Below are 16,003 nucleotides of genomic sequence, written 5' to 3'. Positions count from 1 at the left end.
ACTCGGGTGAGGAACTTGAAATTACGAAATATTTCTTTAAAAACAGTTTGAATTTTACGGAATCACCGACAGCTATCTTCTCTGCATGTATCTTGGATTCATCTCACCTTCATGATTTCGCAGACACCAGCAGCATTGAAAGCGGACTGAAGGTTCTTTTTGGCCAATAACATCAGACACTTTCAGAAAAAAAATAGGGCATCGTTTTATGCGATGCCCCTCTGATGTAACTATTCTCTAAAAATTACATTTTTCCTGGCATTTTGGGCATATTACGCATCAATTTAGCAGCCATCGCTGGATTGGACATCTGCTTCATGACTTTACGCATATCACCAAATTGTTTCAATAACTTATTTACCTCATTAATATCAGTACCTGATCCTTTGGCAATACGTAAACGACGTTTTTGATCGATAACATCTGGATTTTCACGTTCGAAAGGAGTCATAGAGTCAATAATTGCTTCAATGGGTTTGAACGCATTATCATCCACTTCAATATCTTTCATGGCTTTACCTACACCAGGGATCATTCCCATAAGATCCTTCATATTACCCATTTTCTTAATCTGTTGAATCTGGGATTTAAAATCGTTGAAATCGAATTTATTTTTACGGATTTTCTTTTGAAGTTCAGCAGCTTGCTTCTCATCAAACTGTTGCTGCGCACGTTCTACCAACGAAACAACGTCACCCATCCCCAAAATACGGGAAGCCATACGATCAGGGTGGAATACATCCAATGCATCCATCTTCTCACCCGTACCGATAAACTTAATTGGTTTATTAACGACAGATTTGATAGATAAAGCAGCACCACCACGTGTATCTCCATCCAACTTAGTCAAAACCACACCTGTGAAATCTAGACGATCATTGAACGTTTTCGCTGTATTAACCGCATCCTGACCTGTCATAGAGTCTACAACAAATAGGATTTCATCGGGTTTTGTCGCTTCTTTAACTGCAGTAATTTCCACCATTAATGGCTCATCGATAGCCAAACGACCAGCGGTATCGATGATCACGATATTGTTCCCATTACGTTTTGCTTCTTCCACACCGGCTTTGGCTATCGCAATAGGATCGTTAGACTCCCGATTCACATATACTGGTACGCCTACTTGTTCTGCAAGTACTTCCAATTGATCGATTGCAGCAGGACGGTAAACATCACCGGCAACCAACAATGGCTTTTTATTCTTTTTATCTTTCAGATACAATGCTAACTTACCTGAGAAAGTTGTTTTACCAGCACCATTCAAACCTGCAATAAGAATGACTGTTGGATTTTTTCCAGTCTCAAGCTCTGTAACAGATCCGCCCATCAAAGCTGTCAACTCATCGTTCATGATCTTCGTTAACAATTGGCCCGGAGAAATACTTGTCAGTACATTTTCGCCCAACGCTTTTTGCTTAACATCGTCGGTAAAGGTTTTGGCAGTTTTATAATTCACATCGGCATCCAATAACGCTTTGCGAATTTCTTTCATCGTTTCGGCAACGTTGATCTCGGTAATACTACCCTGTCCTTTTAATACTTTAAAGGCCCTATCTAACTTATCTTGAAGATTTGAAAACATAAAATCTGAATCTTATTCTATATAAACAGCAAAGTTAAAAAAATTGTCTATAGTAACCTCATTAACACGACATAAAAAATGCGACTATGTAAAATAATCGCATTTTTGCAGGATAAACTTACAATACCTGTAATTAATCACTTCTACGGCCACCAAATAAAATGGACGCATAATATAAAAGTGTCACCAACGCACTTAATGCCGCTACAACATAGGTCATTGCTGCCCATTTCAATGCATCTTTCGCACCCTCATGCTCTTCGCCGTTATACGTCACACCTGCATGGTTCAACCATTCCAATGCGCGATTTGACGCATCAAACTCGACCGGTAATGTGATAAAAGAAAACAGCGTTGTTATAGCCAAAGCACCTACCCCAACAGCTAAAAGCCAGGGGTTACCACCTTTAGAAAAAGCAAATAACATTACACCAAGCATCAATACCCATGAGGTCAACTTGGAAGCAGCATTCACCATCGGTACCATGGCCGAACGGAATCCCAACCATTTATAGGCCTTAGCGTGCTGTACAGCGTGACCGCATTCGTGCGCTGCAACGGCTGCTGCAGCAACACTCCTTCCGCTGTAAACTTCAGGACTTAAATTAACTGTTTTATCAGATGGATTATAGTGATCTCCCAGACGATCTGGGATAGACAATACCTTTACATCATATATACCGTTATCATTTAGCATTTTTTGCGCAATCTCAGCCCCAGACATCCCGTTGCCCAAAGGCATTTCGGAGTATTTCTTAAATTTGTTTTTGAATCTTGTTTGGACAATTAGGCTTACCACCATTATTCCAATAAATAAAATCAAGTACATAGCTATTCAATCGTTTTTATAGTTATTATATGACTATCAAACCTTATTCCAATCGTTGAAAAAAGGTATATGCATGAATTTCTAAGATAAAAAAAGTCTTTGACCTGACAAAAAGAACAGGTTCTTCTGATCTCCACATGACATAATTGCCAGATCATTTGGACAAATAACTCCGCTTTCAACTTCAATCCAGCAAAACAATTGCGCTGTTTAACAAGAATTCAATACGTATACTCATCGGTCATTTCCGGAGACGTACAGTTATTTTAAGTTCAATCAGGGGATAGATTATTGAAGGAAATAACTTTTGAAGACATTATATAAGGGTATTATTCACAACGGGCTGTAGCATCGCCTTATTTATAAAACAGAGGATGGGAAAATACAAAAGCGGCGCCCCCCCAGTGGTTCCAATTATAAATGTAAATAAAAAGGGACGTTTAAAAACGCCCCTTTTTATTATAAATAACCCATTTGCAAGGTAAGATCAGTACCCTCGATCATTTTACGCAAGTTACTCAATGCATAACGCATTCGCCCTAAGGCGGTATTGATACTCACTTCGGTTATTTCCGCTATATCTTTAAAACTCATATCGCAAAAGTGGCGCATGATGAGCACTTCCTTCTGATCGTCCGGAAGCTTTTGGATCATTTTCTTAAGGTCGACATCAACCTGCTGTTTCAGCATTTTTGACTCTGCACTTTCATCACTAAATTCGAGCACCTCAAAAATATCAAAACCATCAGCATTCACAATATTTGGAGCCCGTTTTGCTTTTCTAAAAAAGTCAACAATCATATTGTGCGCTATGCGAATAGCCCAAGGTAAAAATTTACCTTCTTCATTATATTTACCAGATTTTAATGTGTTGATGATTTTAATGAAAGTCTCCTGAAAAATATCTTCAGCAAGATATTCATCTTTTACTTTCATATATATGGAAGTGTATATTTTCGATTTATATCGATTCAACAATGCCTCTAGGCCGGACTCTTGGCCTCCGACATACATTTGGATCAACTCTTGATCGCTTTTACTTTTTAAAAGTCTCATACGTCACTTACTTTTTAGCAGTTCGCAATTAAATTATCAGTTCTGTGTTAAAATGTAAATGTTTGCCGTATAAACTATCCTTTCTTATTGTAAAACAATTAATTAATCTAAAACCAAATTACCGCAAAATAAATGAGTAATCAAATTATTACAATTGATTTTAAGACTTTTTAACATTTAAAAATAAGTTATCTGTCTCATATTTCCAAAAGAATGGTTCTACAGAAACTCCATATCTCCTACAAAAAAAGCTAAAATCACCGGAGGCACAAGTTAGAGCCATCATGCTATAAAGTTATTATCTCATACGGACTTTATAGGGAGTTAATACGGACCTTATAGGGACCTCATTCGGATGAATCCCTACAAAATCCGTTTAAAGTCCGTATAAGATTAATATCAAGTTCGTCTAATAAATTAAGTTGATACGAGCCTATAACGGAACGATCCTGTCGAAAATGGCGGTAAAAAAAGAGAAGGAATAAAAAAAGCGGAATCACCTTGTCGGTAATTCCGCTTTTTATTCCTACGGGGAATGTCTTATTTATACAATGGGAACTCAGCCATCATTGCTCTTACTTTGCCATGGATCAAATCCAACTGGGCATCATTAGATGCATTTTTCAATGCCTCATCGATCAATTCGCCGATTTGTACAATTTCATTTTCTTTAATACCACGTGTTGTAATTGCAGCTGTACCAAAACGCACACCTGAAGTTACGAAAGGCGAACGTGTATCGAAAGGAACCATATTTTTATTTGTTGTGATACCTGCTTTACCTAATACAGCTTCCGCTTCTTTACCAGAAATATCTTTGTTGCGAAGATCCACCAACATCAAGTGATTGTCTGTACCACCAGAGATGATTTTGTAATCTCTTTCTACAAAGAATTGTGCCAAGGCCGCTGCATTTTTCTTTACCTGAACGATATATTCCATATACTCATCGGATAAAGCTTCACCGTAAGCGATCGCTTTCGCTGCGATTGTATGCTCCAAAGGACCACCTTGTGTACCTGGGAATACAGCTAAATCCAATAATTGCGTAATTGTACGGATTTCACCTTTAGGTGTTTTGATACCCCATGGATTTTCAAAATCTTTACCGACCATGATCATACCACCACGTGGACCACGAAGCGTTTTGTGCGTCGTTGTTGTAACGATATGGCAATGTGGAAGTGGATCATTCAATAAACCACGTGCGATTAAACCCGCAGGGTGAGAAATATCAGCCATCACGATAGCACCAATTTCATCAGCAACTTTACGAATACGTGCATAATCCCAATCACGAGAATAAGCAGAAGCACCACAGATGATCATCTTTGGTTTTTCACGAAGCGCTGTTTCTTCCAATTGCTCGTAGTCAATTAGACCAGTATCTTCTTTTACACCATAAAATAATGGTTGATAGATCTTACCAGATAAGTTAGCTGGTGATCCGTGTGTCAAGTGACCACCATGAGATAAATCAAGACCTAAAATTTTGTCTCCAGGTTTGATTGTCGCCAAAAAAACAGCCGCATTTGCTTGTGCACCAGAGTGAGGCTGAACATTTACCCATTCTGCGCCAAATAATTGTTTTGCGCGATCAATTGCGATAGTTTCAATCTCATCCACAACTTCACAACCTCCATAGTAACGTTTTCCTGGGAGGCCTTCTGCATATTTATTTGTCAACACTGAACCAGCAGCTTCCATCACTTGTTTTGAAACAAAGTTTTCTGAAGCAATTAATTCAATACCTTCTTCTTGGCGTTTAAGCTCATCAGCTATTAAATTAAAAATGGCTTGATCTCTTTCCATTGTTTTTAAATGTTGTAAAGTAAATTTTGTAGTTTATTTTAATGCCTCAAAGATAGCATATTCCATAAAGAATATCGACAAAAAGCCATATTTTATTAAATGTTCTTAGAGAAACAGCCTTATTTATGCAAATTACCTAATTAGGCAAGGACCGTTTTACCGTACGGCGCCCCCAATAAGCATACGAAAAATTTAATGTTTCGAAAATGTCAAAAAATCCAGGTCAAGCAATTTGCCATTAAAAAAATGTATTTTTGTATTGGATTGGCTAAAACACTATTATAATGAGTACAGAACATACAGCAGTTGCTCCTGTTTCTTTAACAGAAGGGGCAATCAAGGAACTAAATAAATTAAAAGATCAACAAGAAATCTCTGATGATTTTGGTTTACGTGTCGGTGTCGAAGGTGGCGGTTGTTCCGGCATGAGTTATATCTTGGGCTTTGACCAGAAAAAGGACGGAGATAACGAATACGAAATTCAGGGAATTCGAATCTTTATGAACAAAGCACATGGCCTATATCTTGCTGGTATGGAAATCGACTTCAAATCAGGACTCGACGCAAGGGGCTTCACATTCAACAATCCTAATGCAACAAGCACCTGCGGATGCGGCAGCAGTTTTTCAGCTTAATTGAATTTCAACACAAATGAAATAACAAAGGGACTGCCAATAGGTAGTCCCTTTGTCGTAGCAGCCACATCGCTAATTCCAGGAATATACTCAAGGAAAGATTTCAAAGCATTTGGTCTCTATTTTAATGATACTAGGACTACAAAGCCCTCTTTCATTTTCCATCATAAATCACTAAATTAGCGACCTTTAGAAAAGAAGCATACAACAGTCTGATGTACAAAGAATATAAGCAGTTAAATTTACCCGAGATAGGTAAAGAGATTTTGACCCGTTGGGAACAGGAAAAAATATTCGAAAAAAGTATCAATAATCGTCCTGAAAGCAAGACCTATACATTTTTTGAAGGCCCACCTTCTGCAAATGGAATGCCGGGGATCCATCACGTAATGGCCCGTACGATTAAGGATATTTTCTGTCGTTACAAGACTCTGAAAGGCTACCAAGTGAAACGAAAAGGCGGCTGGGACACCCATGGTCTACCTATTGAACTAGCTGTCGAAAAAGCGCTTGGAATCACAAAAGAAGATATCGGCAAAAAGATTACCGTAGAACAATATAATGAAGCTTGCCGTAAGGAGGTAATGAAATATACCGATGTCTGGAATGACCTAACAACAAAAATGGGCTATTGGGTTGACCTCGAACATCCTTACATTACCTATAAGAATGAATACATCGAGACCCTATGGTATTTATTAAAAGAGCTTTATAAAAAAGGCCTTTTGTATAAAGGTTACACGATACAGCCATACTCTCCAGCAGCAGGTACTGGATTGAGTTCACATGAACTTAACCAACCGGGCACATACAAAGATGTGAAGGATACGACCATCGTTGCAGAATTTAGATTGATCAAAAGCCAGCTTCATCCAGCAATCGAAAAACTAGTTGACGATGAAGCGGAAGATGTTGCTTTCATTGCCTGGACGACTACACCATGGACTTTACCATCCAACACAGCTTTGGTTGTAGGCAAGAAAATAAACTATGTTAAGATTAGAACTTTCAATAAATACACAGGTGCTCCTGTATCTGTTGTATTGGCGAAAGATTTAATCAGTAAGCATTTTAAGGCAGAAGGAGAAAACGCATCTTTCCAAGACTATAAATTGGGCGATAAAGTAATCCCTTGGGAACTTGCCGCAGAATTTGTGGGTGAAGAGCTTGTTGGCTTGCGCTATGAGCAATTGTTGCCCTATATCACCAGCGAGGACTTACAAGAAAACGCCTTCCGTGTTATCCCAGGTGATTTTGTTACGACCGAAGATGGTACTGGTATCGTCCATGCTGCCCCTACTTACGGTGCAGATGACTTTCGTGTAGCAAAAGAACATGGTGTACCGGGTATCTTGGTAAAAGATGAAAACGGAAAAGATGTACCTACTGTTGACCGTACGGGACGTTTTGTAAGTGAAATCACAGATTTTGCCGGAAGATTTGTCAAAGAGGAATATTACAGTGCGGAGGAACGTTCGAAAGAAGATTTCAAACCTACGGATGTATTGATCTCTATCAAATTAAAAGAGGACAATAAAGCCTTCGATGTTAAAAAATATGAGCACACCTACCCGCATTGTTGGCGTACAGACAAACCTGTTCTATACTATCCATTAGATAGCTGGTTTATCCGCACAACAGCAGTGAAGGAAGATTTGGTTGCATTAAATAAGACCATCAACTGGAAACCTGAAGCAACTGGTACTGGACGCTTTGGAAACTGGTTGGAAAACTTGGTTGACTGGAACCTCTCACGTTCGCGTTACTGGGGTACCCCGCTTCCTATCTGGCGCTCAGAAGACGAAAATGAAGAGGTTTGTATCGGGTCGCTTCCTGAATTAAAATCTTTATTGGAAGCTTCTTTGACCTCAGATGTTTTGTCTGACGATGAAAAAGCAAAAAACAAAGCCTACTTGGATAAATTCGATACTGAGCAATTGGATCTTCACCGTCCTTACGTAGATGATATTGTCCTTGTATCTGATGCCGGACAAAAGTTGTTTCGCGAACCTGACTTAATCGACGTTTGGTTTGATTCGGGTGCAATGCCTTATGCACAATGGGGCTTGGATCACGAAAAATTAGCTAAAGGGGAAAAGTTTCCGTTTAAAGCTGGATTCGATCATGCATACCCGGCAGACTTTATCGCTGAAGGAGTTGACCAAACGCGTGGCTGGTTCTTTACCTTACATGCGATTTCGACGATGATGTACAAATCGGTTTCCTTCAAAAATGTGGTTTCCAATGGTTTGGTATTGGATAAAAATGGAAATAAGATGTCCAAACGCCTAGGCAATGGTGTTGATCCATTCTCGACAATCGATCAATACAGTGCCGACGCGACCCGCTGGTACATGATCAGCAATGCTGCGCCTTGGGACAATCTTAAATTCAATATGGAAGGACTGGATGAAGTACGTCGTAAATTCTTCGGTACTTTATACAATACATACGCGTTTTTTGCACTTTATGCCAATATCGATAAGTTCTCTTACGCAGAACCCGATATAGCTTTAGAAAAACGTCCTGAAATTGACCGTTGGATTATCTCCTTGTTAAATTCGTTGACCAAAGAAGTAGACGAATACTTGGCAGATTACGAGCCTACAAAAGCAGCACGTGCTATCCAAAACTTCGTTGATGAACATCTCAGCAACTGGTATGTTCGCCTATGCCGTCGTCGTTTCTGGAAAGGAGATTATACAGAAGATAAAATTTCGGCCTATCAAACACTTTATACCTGTCTTGATACGATTGCGAAATTGATGTCCCCAATATCACCTTTCTTCTCGGATAGGTTATTCCTGGATTTGAATTCAGCCACCAACAAGGAACAAGTTGAATCTGTTCACCTGGCAAATTTCCCAGTGTATAATGAAAGTCTAGTCGATAAAGATCTAGAAGAACGCATGGCTTTAGCGCAGGATATCTCGTCTCTGACACTTTCTTTACGGAAGAAAACTTCCATCAATGTACGTCAACCTTTAAACAAAATTTTGGTTCCGGTACTTGATAGTGCTTTCCAGGAGAAGGTAGAAAAAGTAAAAGATCTGATACTTTCTGAGACCAATATCAAAGATATCGAGTTCATTACGGATACCACTGGTATTATTAAGAAAAAAATAAAACCAAATTTCAAAGCTCTTGGCGCGAAAGTTGGTAAGGATATGAAGTTAGTTTCTTCGTCTATCCAATCGTTGACTATAGATCAAATTAGCGCTTTGGAATCAACAGGCGAATTGGCCCTAGCAGGCACGCCATATACGATTCTATTGAGCGATGTAGAAATTATAGCAGAAGACGTTGAGGGATGGCAGGTAGCGAATCTTGGTAAATTGACCGTAGCATTAGATGTACATATCACTGAAGAATTGAAAAAAGAAGGTTTGTCAAGAGAATTGATCAACCGCCTACAAAATCTAAGGAAGGATAAAGGATTAGAAGTCACTGATAGAATTAACGTAAAGTTAACAGCTGCTTCAGAAGTGGTCAATGCTGCCAACGAAAATTTATCGTATATTTGCACCGAAATTCTGGCCGATTCATTGGTATTTGAAGATTCACTAACTGAAGGAGAGACCATCGAGATCGATGGCAAAGAACTTAAGGCATTAATCCAAAAAAATTAAATTATGGCAAACAACAACGAGAAAACACGCTATAGCGATTCAGAATTACAAGAATTCAAAGATATTATCTTGGACAAGCTTAGAATAGCAAAAGAAGAGCTTTCCTCGTTGACCGCAACGCTTAATAACAGTAATGCTAATGGTACCGACGATACTGCTGGAACGTACAAGACATTGGAAGACGGTTCAGCTACTTTAGAAAAAGAGCAAACAAATCAATTGGCTGCTCGTCAAAAGAAATTTATCGACAACCTAGAAGCAGCGTTGGTGCGCATCGAGAACAAAACGTATGGTATCTGTAGAGAGACCGGAAAACTGATTCAAAAAGAACGTTTGAAAGCTGTTCCACATACAACGTTGAGCATCGAAGCGAAAAACAAACAATATTAATTTTAGGCATTAAATATATGGTCTTTGCTTAGGCAAAGACCATTTTTATAACACAATGAAGGGTTATACGAAACCGATCGCGCTCATCGTAGCGATACTTTTAATAGATCAATTGTCAAAAATATGGGTTAAGCTCACAATGACAATTGGACAAAGCCACCATGTATTAGGCAAATTTTTCCAGATTCATTTTATTGAAAATAATGGAATGGCTTACGGTATGGAGTTTGGCGGTGATTATGGAAAACTGTTTTTGACCGTATTTCGTATTCTAGCTGTAGCCGGTATTGGATATGGCCTGCATTATATGATCAAAAATAAGTATAACCGCGGTTTCATCTTAAACGTTGCCTTAATTCTTGCAGGTGCCTTAGGAAATATCATTGATTCTGCTTTCTACGGTGTCATCTTTAGCGATAGTACCTGGTATGATAAGGCGACTTTATTTCCAGCTGGCGGAGGTTATTCTTCCTTCCTGCACGGAAAAGTGGTCGATATGCTTTATTTTCCATTAATTCAAGGAAATTTCCCTTCTTGGGTGCCTTTCTGGGGCGGTGAAGAATTTCTATTCTTCCGGCCTGTATTCAACATTGCAGACTCGGCCATTTCTGTTGGTGTGGTTTTGATCCTATTATTTCAAAAAAGGTATTTTAAAACAGAAAAAGAAGAAAAATCCAGCATCCACAGTGAAATCGTTGAAGATTAACGAAATATTACCTAAAAGCCTTGTTAATCGCAAGGCTTTTATTTTTCCTGCATTTATAACCCGATACAAAAATCTAAACTCTACTATCAACATGAAAAACATGAGCTTACTTCTGACATTGTGCAGCCTACTAGGATTCCAAATCGCGCAGGCGCAGCAGATCGAAGTTTCCAATTTAAAGAAACATATCTATTACCTTGCTGACGACAAAATGCAGGGGCGAGGAACAGGCAGCAAGGAAGTATTTAAAGCAGCAGATTATATTGAAAAAGAATTTAAAAAATATAAACTTGAACCTAAAGGTGAAAAAGGGTACCGCCAATCCTTCAAGGCCAAAGTCTGGAAAGTAAAAGTTGCAGACAGCATTCGCAATGCTGATAATATCATTGGGTTTATTGATAATGGTGCGGACTTGACAGTCGTTATCGGCGCGCATTACGATCATTTGGGAACAGGTCATCAAGGAAGCTCAAAAGATTCTTTAGGCGTAGGCAAAATCCATAACGGAGCCGACGACAACGCCTCGGGCACTGCTGGTTTATTGGAGCTCGCACGTTACTTCAGCAGCAACAATGAAAAAGAACCCTACAACTTGTTATTTATTGCTTTCGGGGCAGAGGAATTGGGATTAGTAGGTTCCAAATATTTTACGGAACACCCTACTCTACCCTTGGAGAAAATCACAGCCATGCTCAATATGGATATGATTGGCCGTTATAATCCCAACAATGGCCTTGCTGTAATCGGCTACGGAACAAGTAGTCAATGGCCAACTATATTCAAAGATGTCCAGGCACCTATAAAATTTAATCTTAGCAAGGATGGTAATGGCGGATCTGACCAAACTTCATTCTACAAAAAGAATATACCCGTGTTATTTTTCCATACTGGCGGACACCCAGACTACCATATGCCAACGGATGATGCCGATAAAATTGACTACAACGCTTTGAAATCTATTCTAGATCTCGAAAAAACAGTCGTTGAAAATATTATGAAACAATCCAGCAAGATGGACTTTATCTGGACCAACTAAAAAACACCCCTCTTCAATGCCATAAGGCTGATAAGAGAACCAATAGAAAAAACGAATAAAATAAACAGAGCATCTGAATCCGGCTAAAGTAGCCTAGCAAACAGGTGCTCGACTATAATTTAATAATTGTTGATGAAAAAAGTTCTAGTGACAGGGTCCAACGGATTCCTAGGTCAAAAAGTCGTCGATTTACTTGCTAAAAATGAACAGTATGATGTTATTGCCATTTCAAAGGGGCCAAATCGAAACCCGAATCAAGTGGATTATACATTCTTTCAAGTGGACCTATCGGACCGGACAAAGTTGACAGATTTCCTAGCTGCGCAAACTTTTGATGCAATCGTACATACAGCAGCCATGACAAGTGTCGAAGCTTGTGAAGCAGATCAAGCGGCTTGTCAATTACTGAATGTCGATCTTGTAGAATATTTGGCATCCTATTGTACAGCACATCAGACCCAACTGATCCATTTATCTACGGACTTTGTATTTGATGGCAAAAAAAATGCACCTTATGATGAAACCGATCTCCCTAATCCACAAAGTGAATATGGAAAGAGTAAATATGCCTCCGAACAAGTGCTTGCACAGTCGGGCTGTCATTATGCTATCCTTCGCACGATATTAGTCTATGGAATCAATGCTGACCCCAATCGTTCAAATCTTGTATTATGGGCGAAAAGCAAACTGTCAAAAAATGAACCAATAAAAGTAGTCAATGACCAATGGAGAATGCCTACCTTTGTGGATGATTTGGCCCATGCCTGCCAGCTAGCTATTGATCGGGAAGCGCAGGGAATATTTCATATTTCGGGTTCTGAATTAATGTCGATCAACGAGGCTGTCTACAAAATTGCCGACTACTGGAAGCTAGATAAAGGATTGATTTCAGAGATCAGTGCTGCGAGCATTGGGCAGGCGGAAAACAGACCCCGTCAGACAGGCTTTGATCTGACTAGATCTAAGGCTGAATTGGGATATGTTCCGACATCATTTATCGATTCTCTGGCAATCATAGATAGACAATTCAAAACGTTTGGACGATAATGACAAATAATGATATGATGGAGAAATTTGCGAGAGAGTCATACACAGAGATGAACGAATTGGTATTACCCAACGATACCAATACATTTGGGAATTTGATGGGTGGCCGTTTATTATATTGGATGGATATCTGTTCGGCTATTGCTGCACAAAAACACTGTAGCAATGTCGTTGTGACAGTATCTGTTGATAACGTATCCTTTAAACGTTCCATTAAACTTGGTGAGGTCGTTACCATACAGGCGCAAGTGACTCGTGCTTTTAATAGCTCTTTAGAAGTACGCATGGAAATTTTTGCGTCCAATTTGCCAGAAGGCACCCGCGTAAAAACCAACGAGGCTTATTATACCTTCGTTGCCGTTGATGCAGATAACAATCCTAAAGCTGTGCCAATTTTAATTCCGGAAACAGATTCAGAACACAAGGCTTACGAGGATGCATTACAACGAAGAGAACTGCGTCTTATTCTTGCCGGGAAGCTGAAGCCTGAAAATGCGAAAAAATTAAAAGCATTGGTCAGCCTTTTTAGCCAAAAGAACTAATGCTATATTTTAACAGCTTACACACAAATTAAAAAATCAAAAAAGGGAAAACAGCTTGTTTTCCCTTTTTTGATTACACGACCTCTCTTATCGTAGGTTTTATTTTATCCGCGGTAACTTAGACGTTCCCAAGTGCTAAAATTCGATCAAACTCTTCAGGTTTCAGCGGCATGACAGACAAACGCCCCTGCCTAACCAAAGCTATATCCTGTAACTGTTCGTCAGCCTTAATGGTTTCCAAGGTAACTGGTTTCTTCAGTGTCTCTACAGGCGCTAGATCAACAACGACCCAACGTTCATCCTCCGTTGTCGGATCCTGATAAAATTCCTTGACTACTTTGGCTACACCCACGACTTCTTTCCCTTCATTACTATGGTAGAACAGGACTAAATCTCCTTCTTTCATAGCTTTAATATTATTCCTAGCTTGATAATTGCGAACGCCATCCCAAAATGTACGTCCATCTTTGTTAAATTGTTCCCAACTATATTTAAATGGTTCAGATTTTACCAAGAAGTATTGCATAGTCAAATTTTGTTAAGCGTTATAAACTATTGTTGTGGCATTAAAACTTCCATTTTATCTGCAAAATGCGCACAGTAATCACGCAAGTCGCCAATAACTTTCTCTGCCATTGGATCACCGCCAGAAGAACGGATAAAAGAATCGCCCAATGTTTGGAGCGTTTCATAGAAAAAACGCTTCATCTCATCATAAGGCATATCTTTAGTCCAAAGGTCAATACGCATTGAATTCTTATAATGTGAATCCCATAGGGCTAAAAACATCGCTTTTGCTGGTAACTCCTCGGCATTATTTCCATCTGTTGATGACCACATGATATTTTCAGGTACATTGTTTTCATCTAACTCCACCTGCAATTTTATTTCAGCTTTTTTCATTTTAATATTATTGAGCTATTTATATTATTGAGCTATGTATTTTTTGAAACTGGTTTTATTTGCCATCGATTCATAACATAGCTTGTCTTTTATTTTTAATTTGACTTCTTACGCGAAAGTCACTTTGACAATTAAACTGGTAACACACACGACTACCAAAAATGCTAATTGTAATAACCACATTTTTTTATTTTGCTTTACAAAGACCCTAAATACAATATCAACAACTGTCAATATCAGCAACAATAGGATAAATGCCCCCCAAGTAAATAAGGCTTTTTCATCATTGGGGTTTTCCATAACAAACCAAGCCACAAGGCATGCACTAGCGATATTTAGTGGTGTAAAGCGCACAATAAACTAACGTTTTTTAAAATTGCGGTTTGTTCCTCCTGATTTCGCTCCACCAGATTTACTCTTGCTTTTGGCTTTCGGTTTAAATCCAGAAGCACGCTGTGCCTCACGTACCTCTTTCTGTTTGATAACATATTTTTTCTCATGAAAGGCGCCTTGGTAATCGGGATTGTCTTTTCGTTTTTGATTGTCAATCTCACGTGCAATATCCTGTTTTTCCTGAAAAGGCGTTTTCTCAACAAAAACATCTTCAGGGATGGTGTAAACAGGTATACTTTGTTTAATCAGTTTCTCTATTTTACGCACGTAATACTTCTCGGCATCATTACAAAATGTGATCGCATCACCTTCATTGAAAGCGCGCCCAGTACGTCCAATACGATGCACATAGTCCTCAATAACGATAGGCACCTCAAAGTTAATCACATGACTCACATTAGAAACATCAAGCCCCCGTGCCGCAACATCCGTTGCAACCAAAATACGGATATTACCCTCCTTGAATGCATTGATCGAGTTTATACGTGTATTCTGGCCTTTATTAGCATGAATGACACGAACCTCATCCTTACCATATTTACGTTCTAAAAAATGGAATACATTGTCGGCAACTTGTTTTGTTTTGCAGAAAACAATCAATCGGCTAAAAGCTTCATCATCTTTCAGGAGATGCTGCAGTAAATTCAACTTTGTCTTTTGATTCGGTACAAAATAGAGTGCCTGACTAACCGTTTTTGCTGGTGTAGCCTGTTCTGATACCTCAATAACTGTTGGAAATGCTAAGAAATCACCTGCAATTTTGCGGACAAGCTCACTCATTGTTGCAGAGAACAATAGGTTTTGACGTTTCCTCGGCACAATTTCCAATACGCGGTGGATCTTACTGATAAAACCCATGTCCATCATCTTATCGGCCTCATCCAGGACCAAAAATTTGAGTGATTTGACGACAATATGTCCTTCCAGGTACAGGTCCAAGAATCTACCTGGTGTTGCAACGATAATATCCACTCCCTTCTCGAGCGTCTCTATTTGAGTTTTTGGACCAAGTCCACCATAGAGTACCACGGAACGTAAATCAAGATAAGTAGAAAATAGTTTAATATTTTCTTCGATCTGCATGGCCAATTCTCTCGTTGGTGTCAGAATCAAAGCACGCGCATCATTTCCTTGAGCATACTTTAGCTTCATCAGCATAGGTAACACGAATGCCGCCGTTTTTCCAGTTCCAGTCTGAGCGATTCCCATCACATCCTGCCCGGCCAATATTGGAGTAATTGCCTTTTCTTGGATCTCTGTCGGCTGTTCATACCCCGCCTCCGCTATCGCATTTAAGATCTGTTTATTGAATTTAAAATTTTCAAATGATTGCTGCATCCTACAAAGATAAGGAAAAGAGTCCATTTGACTTTCCTTGGCAACCAATACAGCACAGATTTACTTTTAATTGACATAAAAATTGGCAAAAAGCACATTATA

General features: G+C 39.1%; 15 protein-coding genes. 7 read left to right on the top strand and 8 right to left on the bottom strand.

The genetic code is table 11. From position 1 onward, the window contains the following. Positions 1 to 244 precede the first annotated feature (244 nt). The 4 genes from ffh to glyA all read right to left on the bottom strand — a co-directional run bounded on the left by ffh (position 245) and on the right by glyA (position 5,282). A complete protein-coding gene (gene ffh, locus AB1Z56_RS25150; RefSeq protein ID WP_309364409.1) occupies positions 245 to 1,585 on the bottom strand; it encodes a signal recognition particle protein in 1,341 nt (446 codons plus the stop codon). 133 nt (positions 1,586 to 1,718) lie between these two features. Then, positions 1,719 to 2,414, bottom strand: coding sequence for a zinc metallopeptidase (locus tag AB1Z56_RS25145; protein ID WP_293904959.1), 696 nt, complete (start codon positions 2,412 to 2,414; stop codon positions 1,719 to 1,721). A gap of 459 nt (positions 2,415 to 2,873) precedes the next feature. Beyond that, positions 2,874 to 3,470 (bottom strand): RNA polymerase sigma factor, encoded by a 597-nt coding sequence (locus AB1Z56_RS25140; RefSeq protein WP_046674045.1) that lies wholly within the window; start codon positions 3,468 to 3,470, stop codon positions 2,874 to 2,876. A gap of 540 nt (positions 3,471 to 4,010) precedes the next feature. Beyond that, entirely contained in the window at positions 4,011 to 5,282 is a 1,272-nt protein-coding gene (gene glyA, locus AB1Z56_RS25135; protein ID WP_309364411.1) for a serine hydroxymethyltransferase, read from the bottom strand. 284 nt (positions 5,283 to 5,566) lie between these two features. Here glyA and AB1Z56_RS25130 point away from each other — a divergent pair, with 284 nt between their 5' ends. The 7 genes from AB1Z56_RS25130 to AB1Z56_RS25100 all read left to right on the top strand — a co-directional run bounded on the left by AB1Z56_RS25130 (position 5,567) and on the right by AB1Z56_RS25100 (position 13,267). Next, a complete protein-coding gene (locus tag AB1Z56_RS25130) occupies positions 5,567 to 5,917 on the top strand; it encodes a HesB/IscA family protein (protein ID WP_046674047.1) in 351 nt (116 codons plus the stop codon). Positions 5,918 to 6,132: 215 nt separating this feature from the next. Then, positions 6,133 to 9,546: an isoleucine--tRNA ligase gene (ileS, locus tag AB1Z56_RS25125; protein WP_309364413.1), complete on the top strand. Its 3,414-nt coding sequence runs from the start codon at positions 6,133 to 6,135 to the stop codon at positions 9,544 to 9,546. A gap of 3 nt (positions 9,547 to 9,549) precedes the next feature. Then, entirely contained in the window at positions 9,550 to 9,936 is a 387-nt protein-coding gene (locus AB1Z56_RS25120; protein ID WP_046674049.1) for a TraR/DksA family transcriptional regulator, read from the top strand. Positions 9,937 to 9,991: 55 nt separating this feature from the next. Beyond that, entirely contained in the window at positions 9,992 to 10,642 is a 651-nt protein-coding gene (locus tag AB1Z56_RS25115) for a lipoprotein signal peptidase (RefSeq protein WP_309364415.1), read from the top strand. 100 nt (positions 10,643 to 10,742) lie between these two features. Further along, a complete protein-coding gene (locus AB1Z56_RS25110) occupies positions 10,743 to 11,678 on the top strand; it encodes a M20/M25/M40 family metallo-hydrolase (RefSeq protein ID WP_426790448.1) in 936 nt (311 codons plus the stop codon). A gap of 132 nt (positions 11,679 to 11,810) precedes the next feature. After that, positions 11,811 to 12,725: an SDR family oxidoreductase gene (locus AB1Z56_RS25105; RefSeq protein ID WP_309364419.1), complete on the top strand. Its 915-nt coding sequence runs from the start codon at positions 11,811 to 11,813 to the stop codon at positions 12,723 to 12,725. Positions 12,726 to 12,739: 14 nt separating this feature from the next. Then, a complete protein-coding gene (locus AB1Z56_RS25100; protein ID WP_293904975.1) occupies positions 12,740 to 13,267 on the top strand; it encodes an acyl-CoA thioesterase in 528 nt (175 codons plus the stop codon). Between the two features lie 118 nt (positions 13,268 to 13,385). Here AB1Z56_RS25100 and AB1Z56_RS25095 read toward each other — a convergent pair whose 3' ends face one another. The 4 genes from AB1Z56_RS25095 to AB1Z56_RS25080 all read right to left on the bottom strand — a co-directional run bounded on the left by AB1Z56_RS25095 (position 13,386) and on the right by AB1Z56_RS25080 (position 15,901). After that, on the bottom strand, positions 13,386 to 13,793 hold the full coding sequence (locus AB1Z56_RS25095) for an EVE domain-containing protein (protein ID WP_309364422.1): 408 nt from the start codon (positions 13,791 to 13,793) through the stop codon (positions 13,386 to 13,388). Between the two features lie 26 nt (positions 13,794 to 13,819). Continuing rightward, positions 13,820 to 14,170 (bottom strand): gliding motility protein GldC, encoded by a 351-nt coding sequence (gldC, locus tag AB1Z56_RS25090; protein ID WP_088160288.1) that lies wholly within the window; start codon positions 14,168 to 14,170, stop codon positions 13,820 to 13,822. Between the two features lie 108 nt (positions 14,171 to 14,278). Beyond that, positions 14,279 to 14,524 carry a hypothetical protein gene (locus tag AB1Z56_RS25085; RefSeq protein WP_309364424.1) on the bottom strand — a complete coding sequence of 82 codons (246 nt, stop codon included), beginning with the start codon at positions 14,522 to 14,524 and terminating at the stop codon, positions 14,279 to 14,281. Between the two features lie 6 nt (positions 14,525 to 14,530). Next, positions 14,531 to 15,901, bottom strand: a complete 1,371-nt coding sequence (locus AB1Z56_RS25080) for a DEAD/DEAH box helicase (protein ID WP_309364427.1) — start codon at positions 15,899 to 15,901, stop codon at positions 14,531 to 14,533. Positions 15,902 to 16,003: the final 102 nt, after the last annotated feature.

This window comes from Sphingobacterium sp. WOUb80 (genome assembly GCF_050058145.1).
GTDB lineage: Bacteria > Bacteroidota > Bacteroidia > Sphingobacteriales > Sphingobacteriaceae > Sphingobacterium.
The sequence above is the reverse complement of the archived record's forward strand: the minus strand, read 5'-3'. Positions and strand labels throughout refer to the sequence as shown.

Coding starts and splice junctions, on each gene's coding strand:
- AB1Z56_RS25130 (WP_046674047.1), top strand. CDS start 5,567: ATGAGTACAGAACATACAGCAGTTGCTCCTGTTTCTTTAACAGAAGGG.
- ileS (WP_309364413.1), top strand. CDS start 6,133: ATGTACAAAGAATATAAGCAGTTAAATTTACCCGAGATAGGTAAAGAG.
- AB1Z56_RS25100 (WP_293904975.1), top strand. CDS start 12,740: ATGATGGAGAAATTTGCGAGAGAGTCATACACAGAGATGAACGAATTG.
- glyA (WP_309364411.1), bottom strand. CDS start 5,282: ATGGAAAGAGATCAAGCCATTTTTAATTTAATAGCTGATGAGCTTAAA.
- ffh (WP_309364409.1), bottom strand. CDS start 1,585: ATGTTTTCAAATCTTCAAGATAAGTTAGATAGGGCCTTTAAAGTATTA.
- AB1Z56_RS25080 (WP_309364427.1), bottom strand. CDS start 15,901: ATGCAGCAATCATTTGAAAATTTTAAATTCAATAAACAGATCTTAAAT.
- gldC (WP_088160288.1), bottom strand. CDS start 14,170: ATGAAAAAAGCTGAAATAAAATTGCAGGTGGAGTTAGATGAAAACAAT.
- AB1Z56_RS25115 (WP_309364415.1), top strand. CDS start 9,992: ATGAAGGGTTATACGAAACCGATCGCGCTCATCGTAGCGATACTTTTA.
- AB1Z56_RS25105 (WP_309364419.1), top strand. CDS start 11,811: ATGAAAAAAGTTCTAGTGACAGGGTCCAACGGATTCCTAGGTCAAAAA.
- AB1Z56_RS25120 (WP_046674049.1), top strand. CDS start 9,550: ATGGCAAACAACAACGAGAAAACACGCTATAGCGATTCAGAATTACAA.
- AB1Z56_RS25110 (WP_426790448.1), top strand. CDS start 10,743: ATGAGCTTACTTCTGACATTGTGCAGCCTACTAGGATTCCAAATCGCG.
- AB1Z56_RS25140 (WP_046674045.1), bottom strand. CDS start 3,470: ATGAGACTTTTAAAAAGTAAAAGCGATCAAGAGTTGATCCAAATGTAT.
- AB1Z56_RS25145 (WP_293904959.1), bottom strand. CDS start 2,414: ATGTACTTGATTTTATTTATTGGAATAATGGTGGTAAGCCTAATTGTC.
- AB1Z56_RS25095 (WP_309364422.1), bottom strand. CDS start 13,793: ATGCAATACTTCTTGGTAAAATCTGAACCATTTAAATATAGTTGGGAA.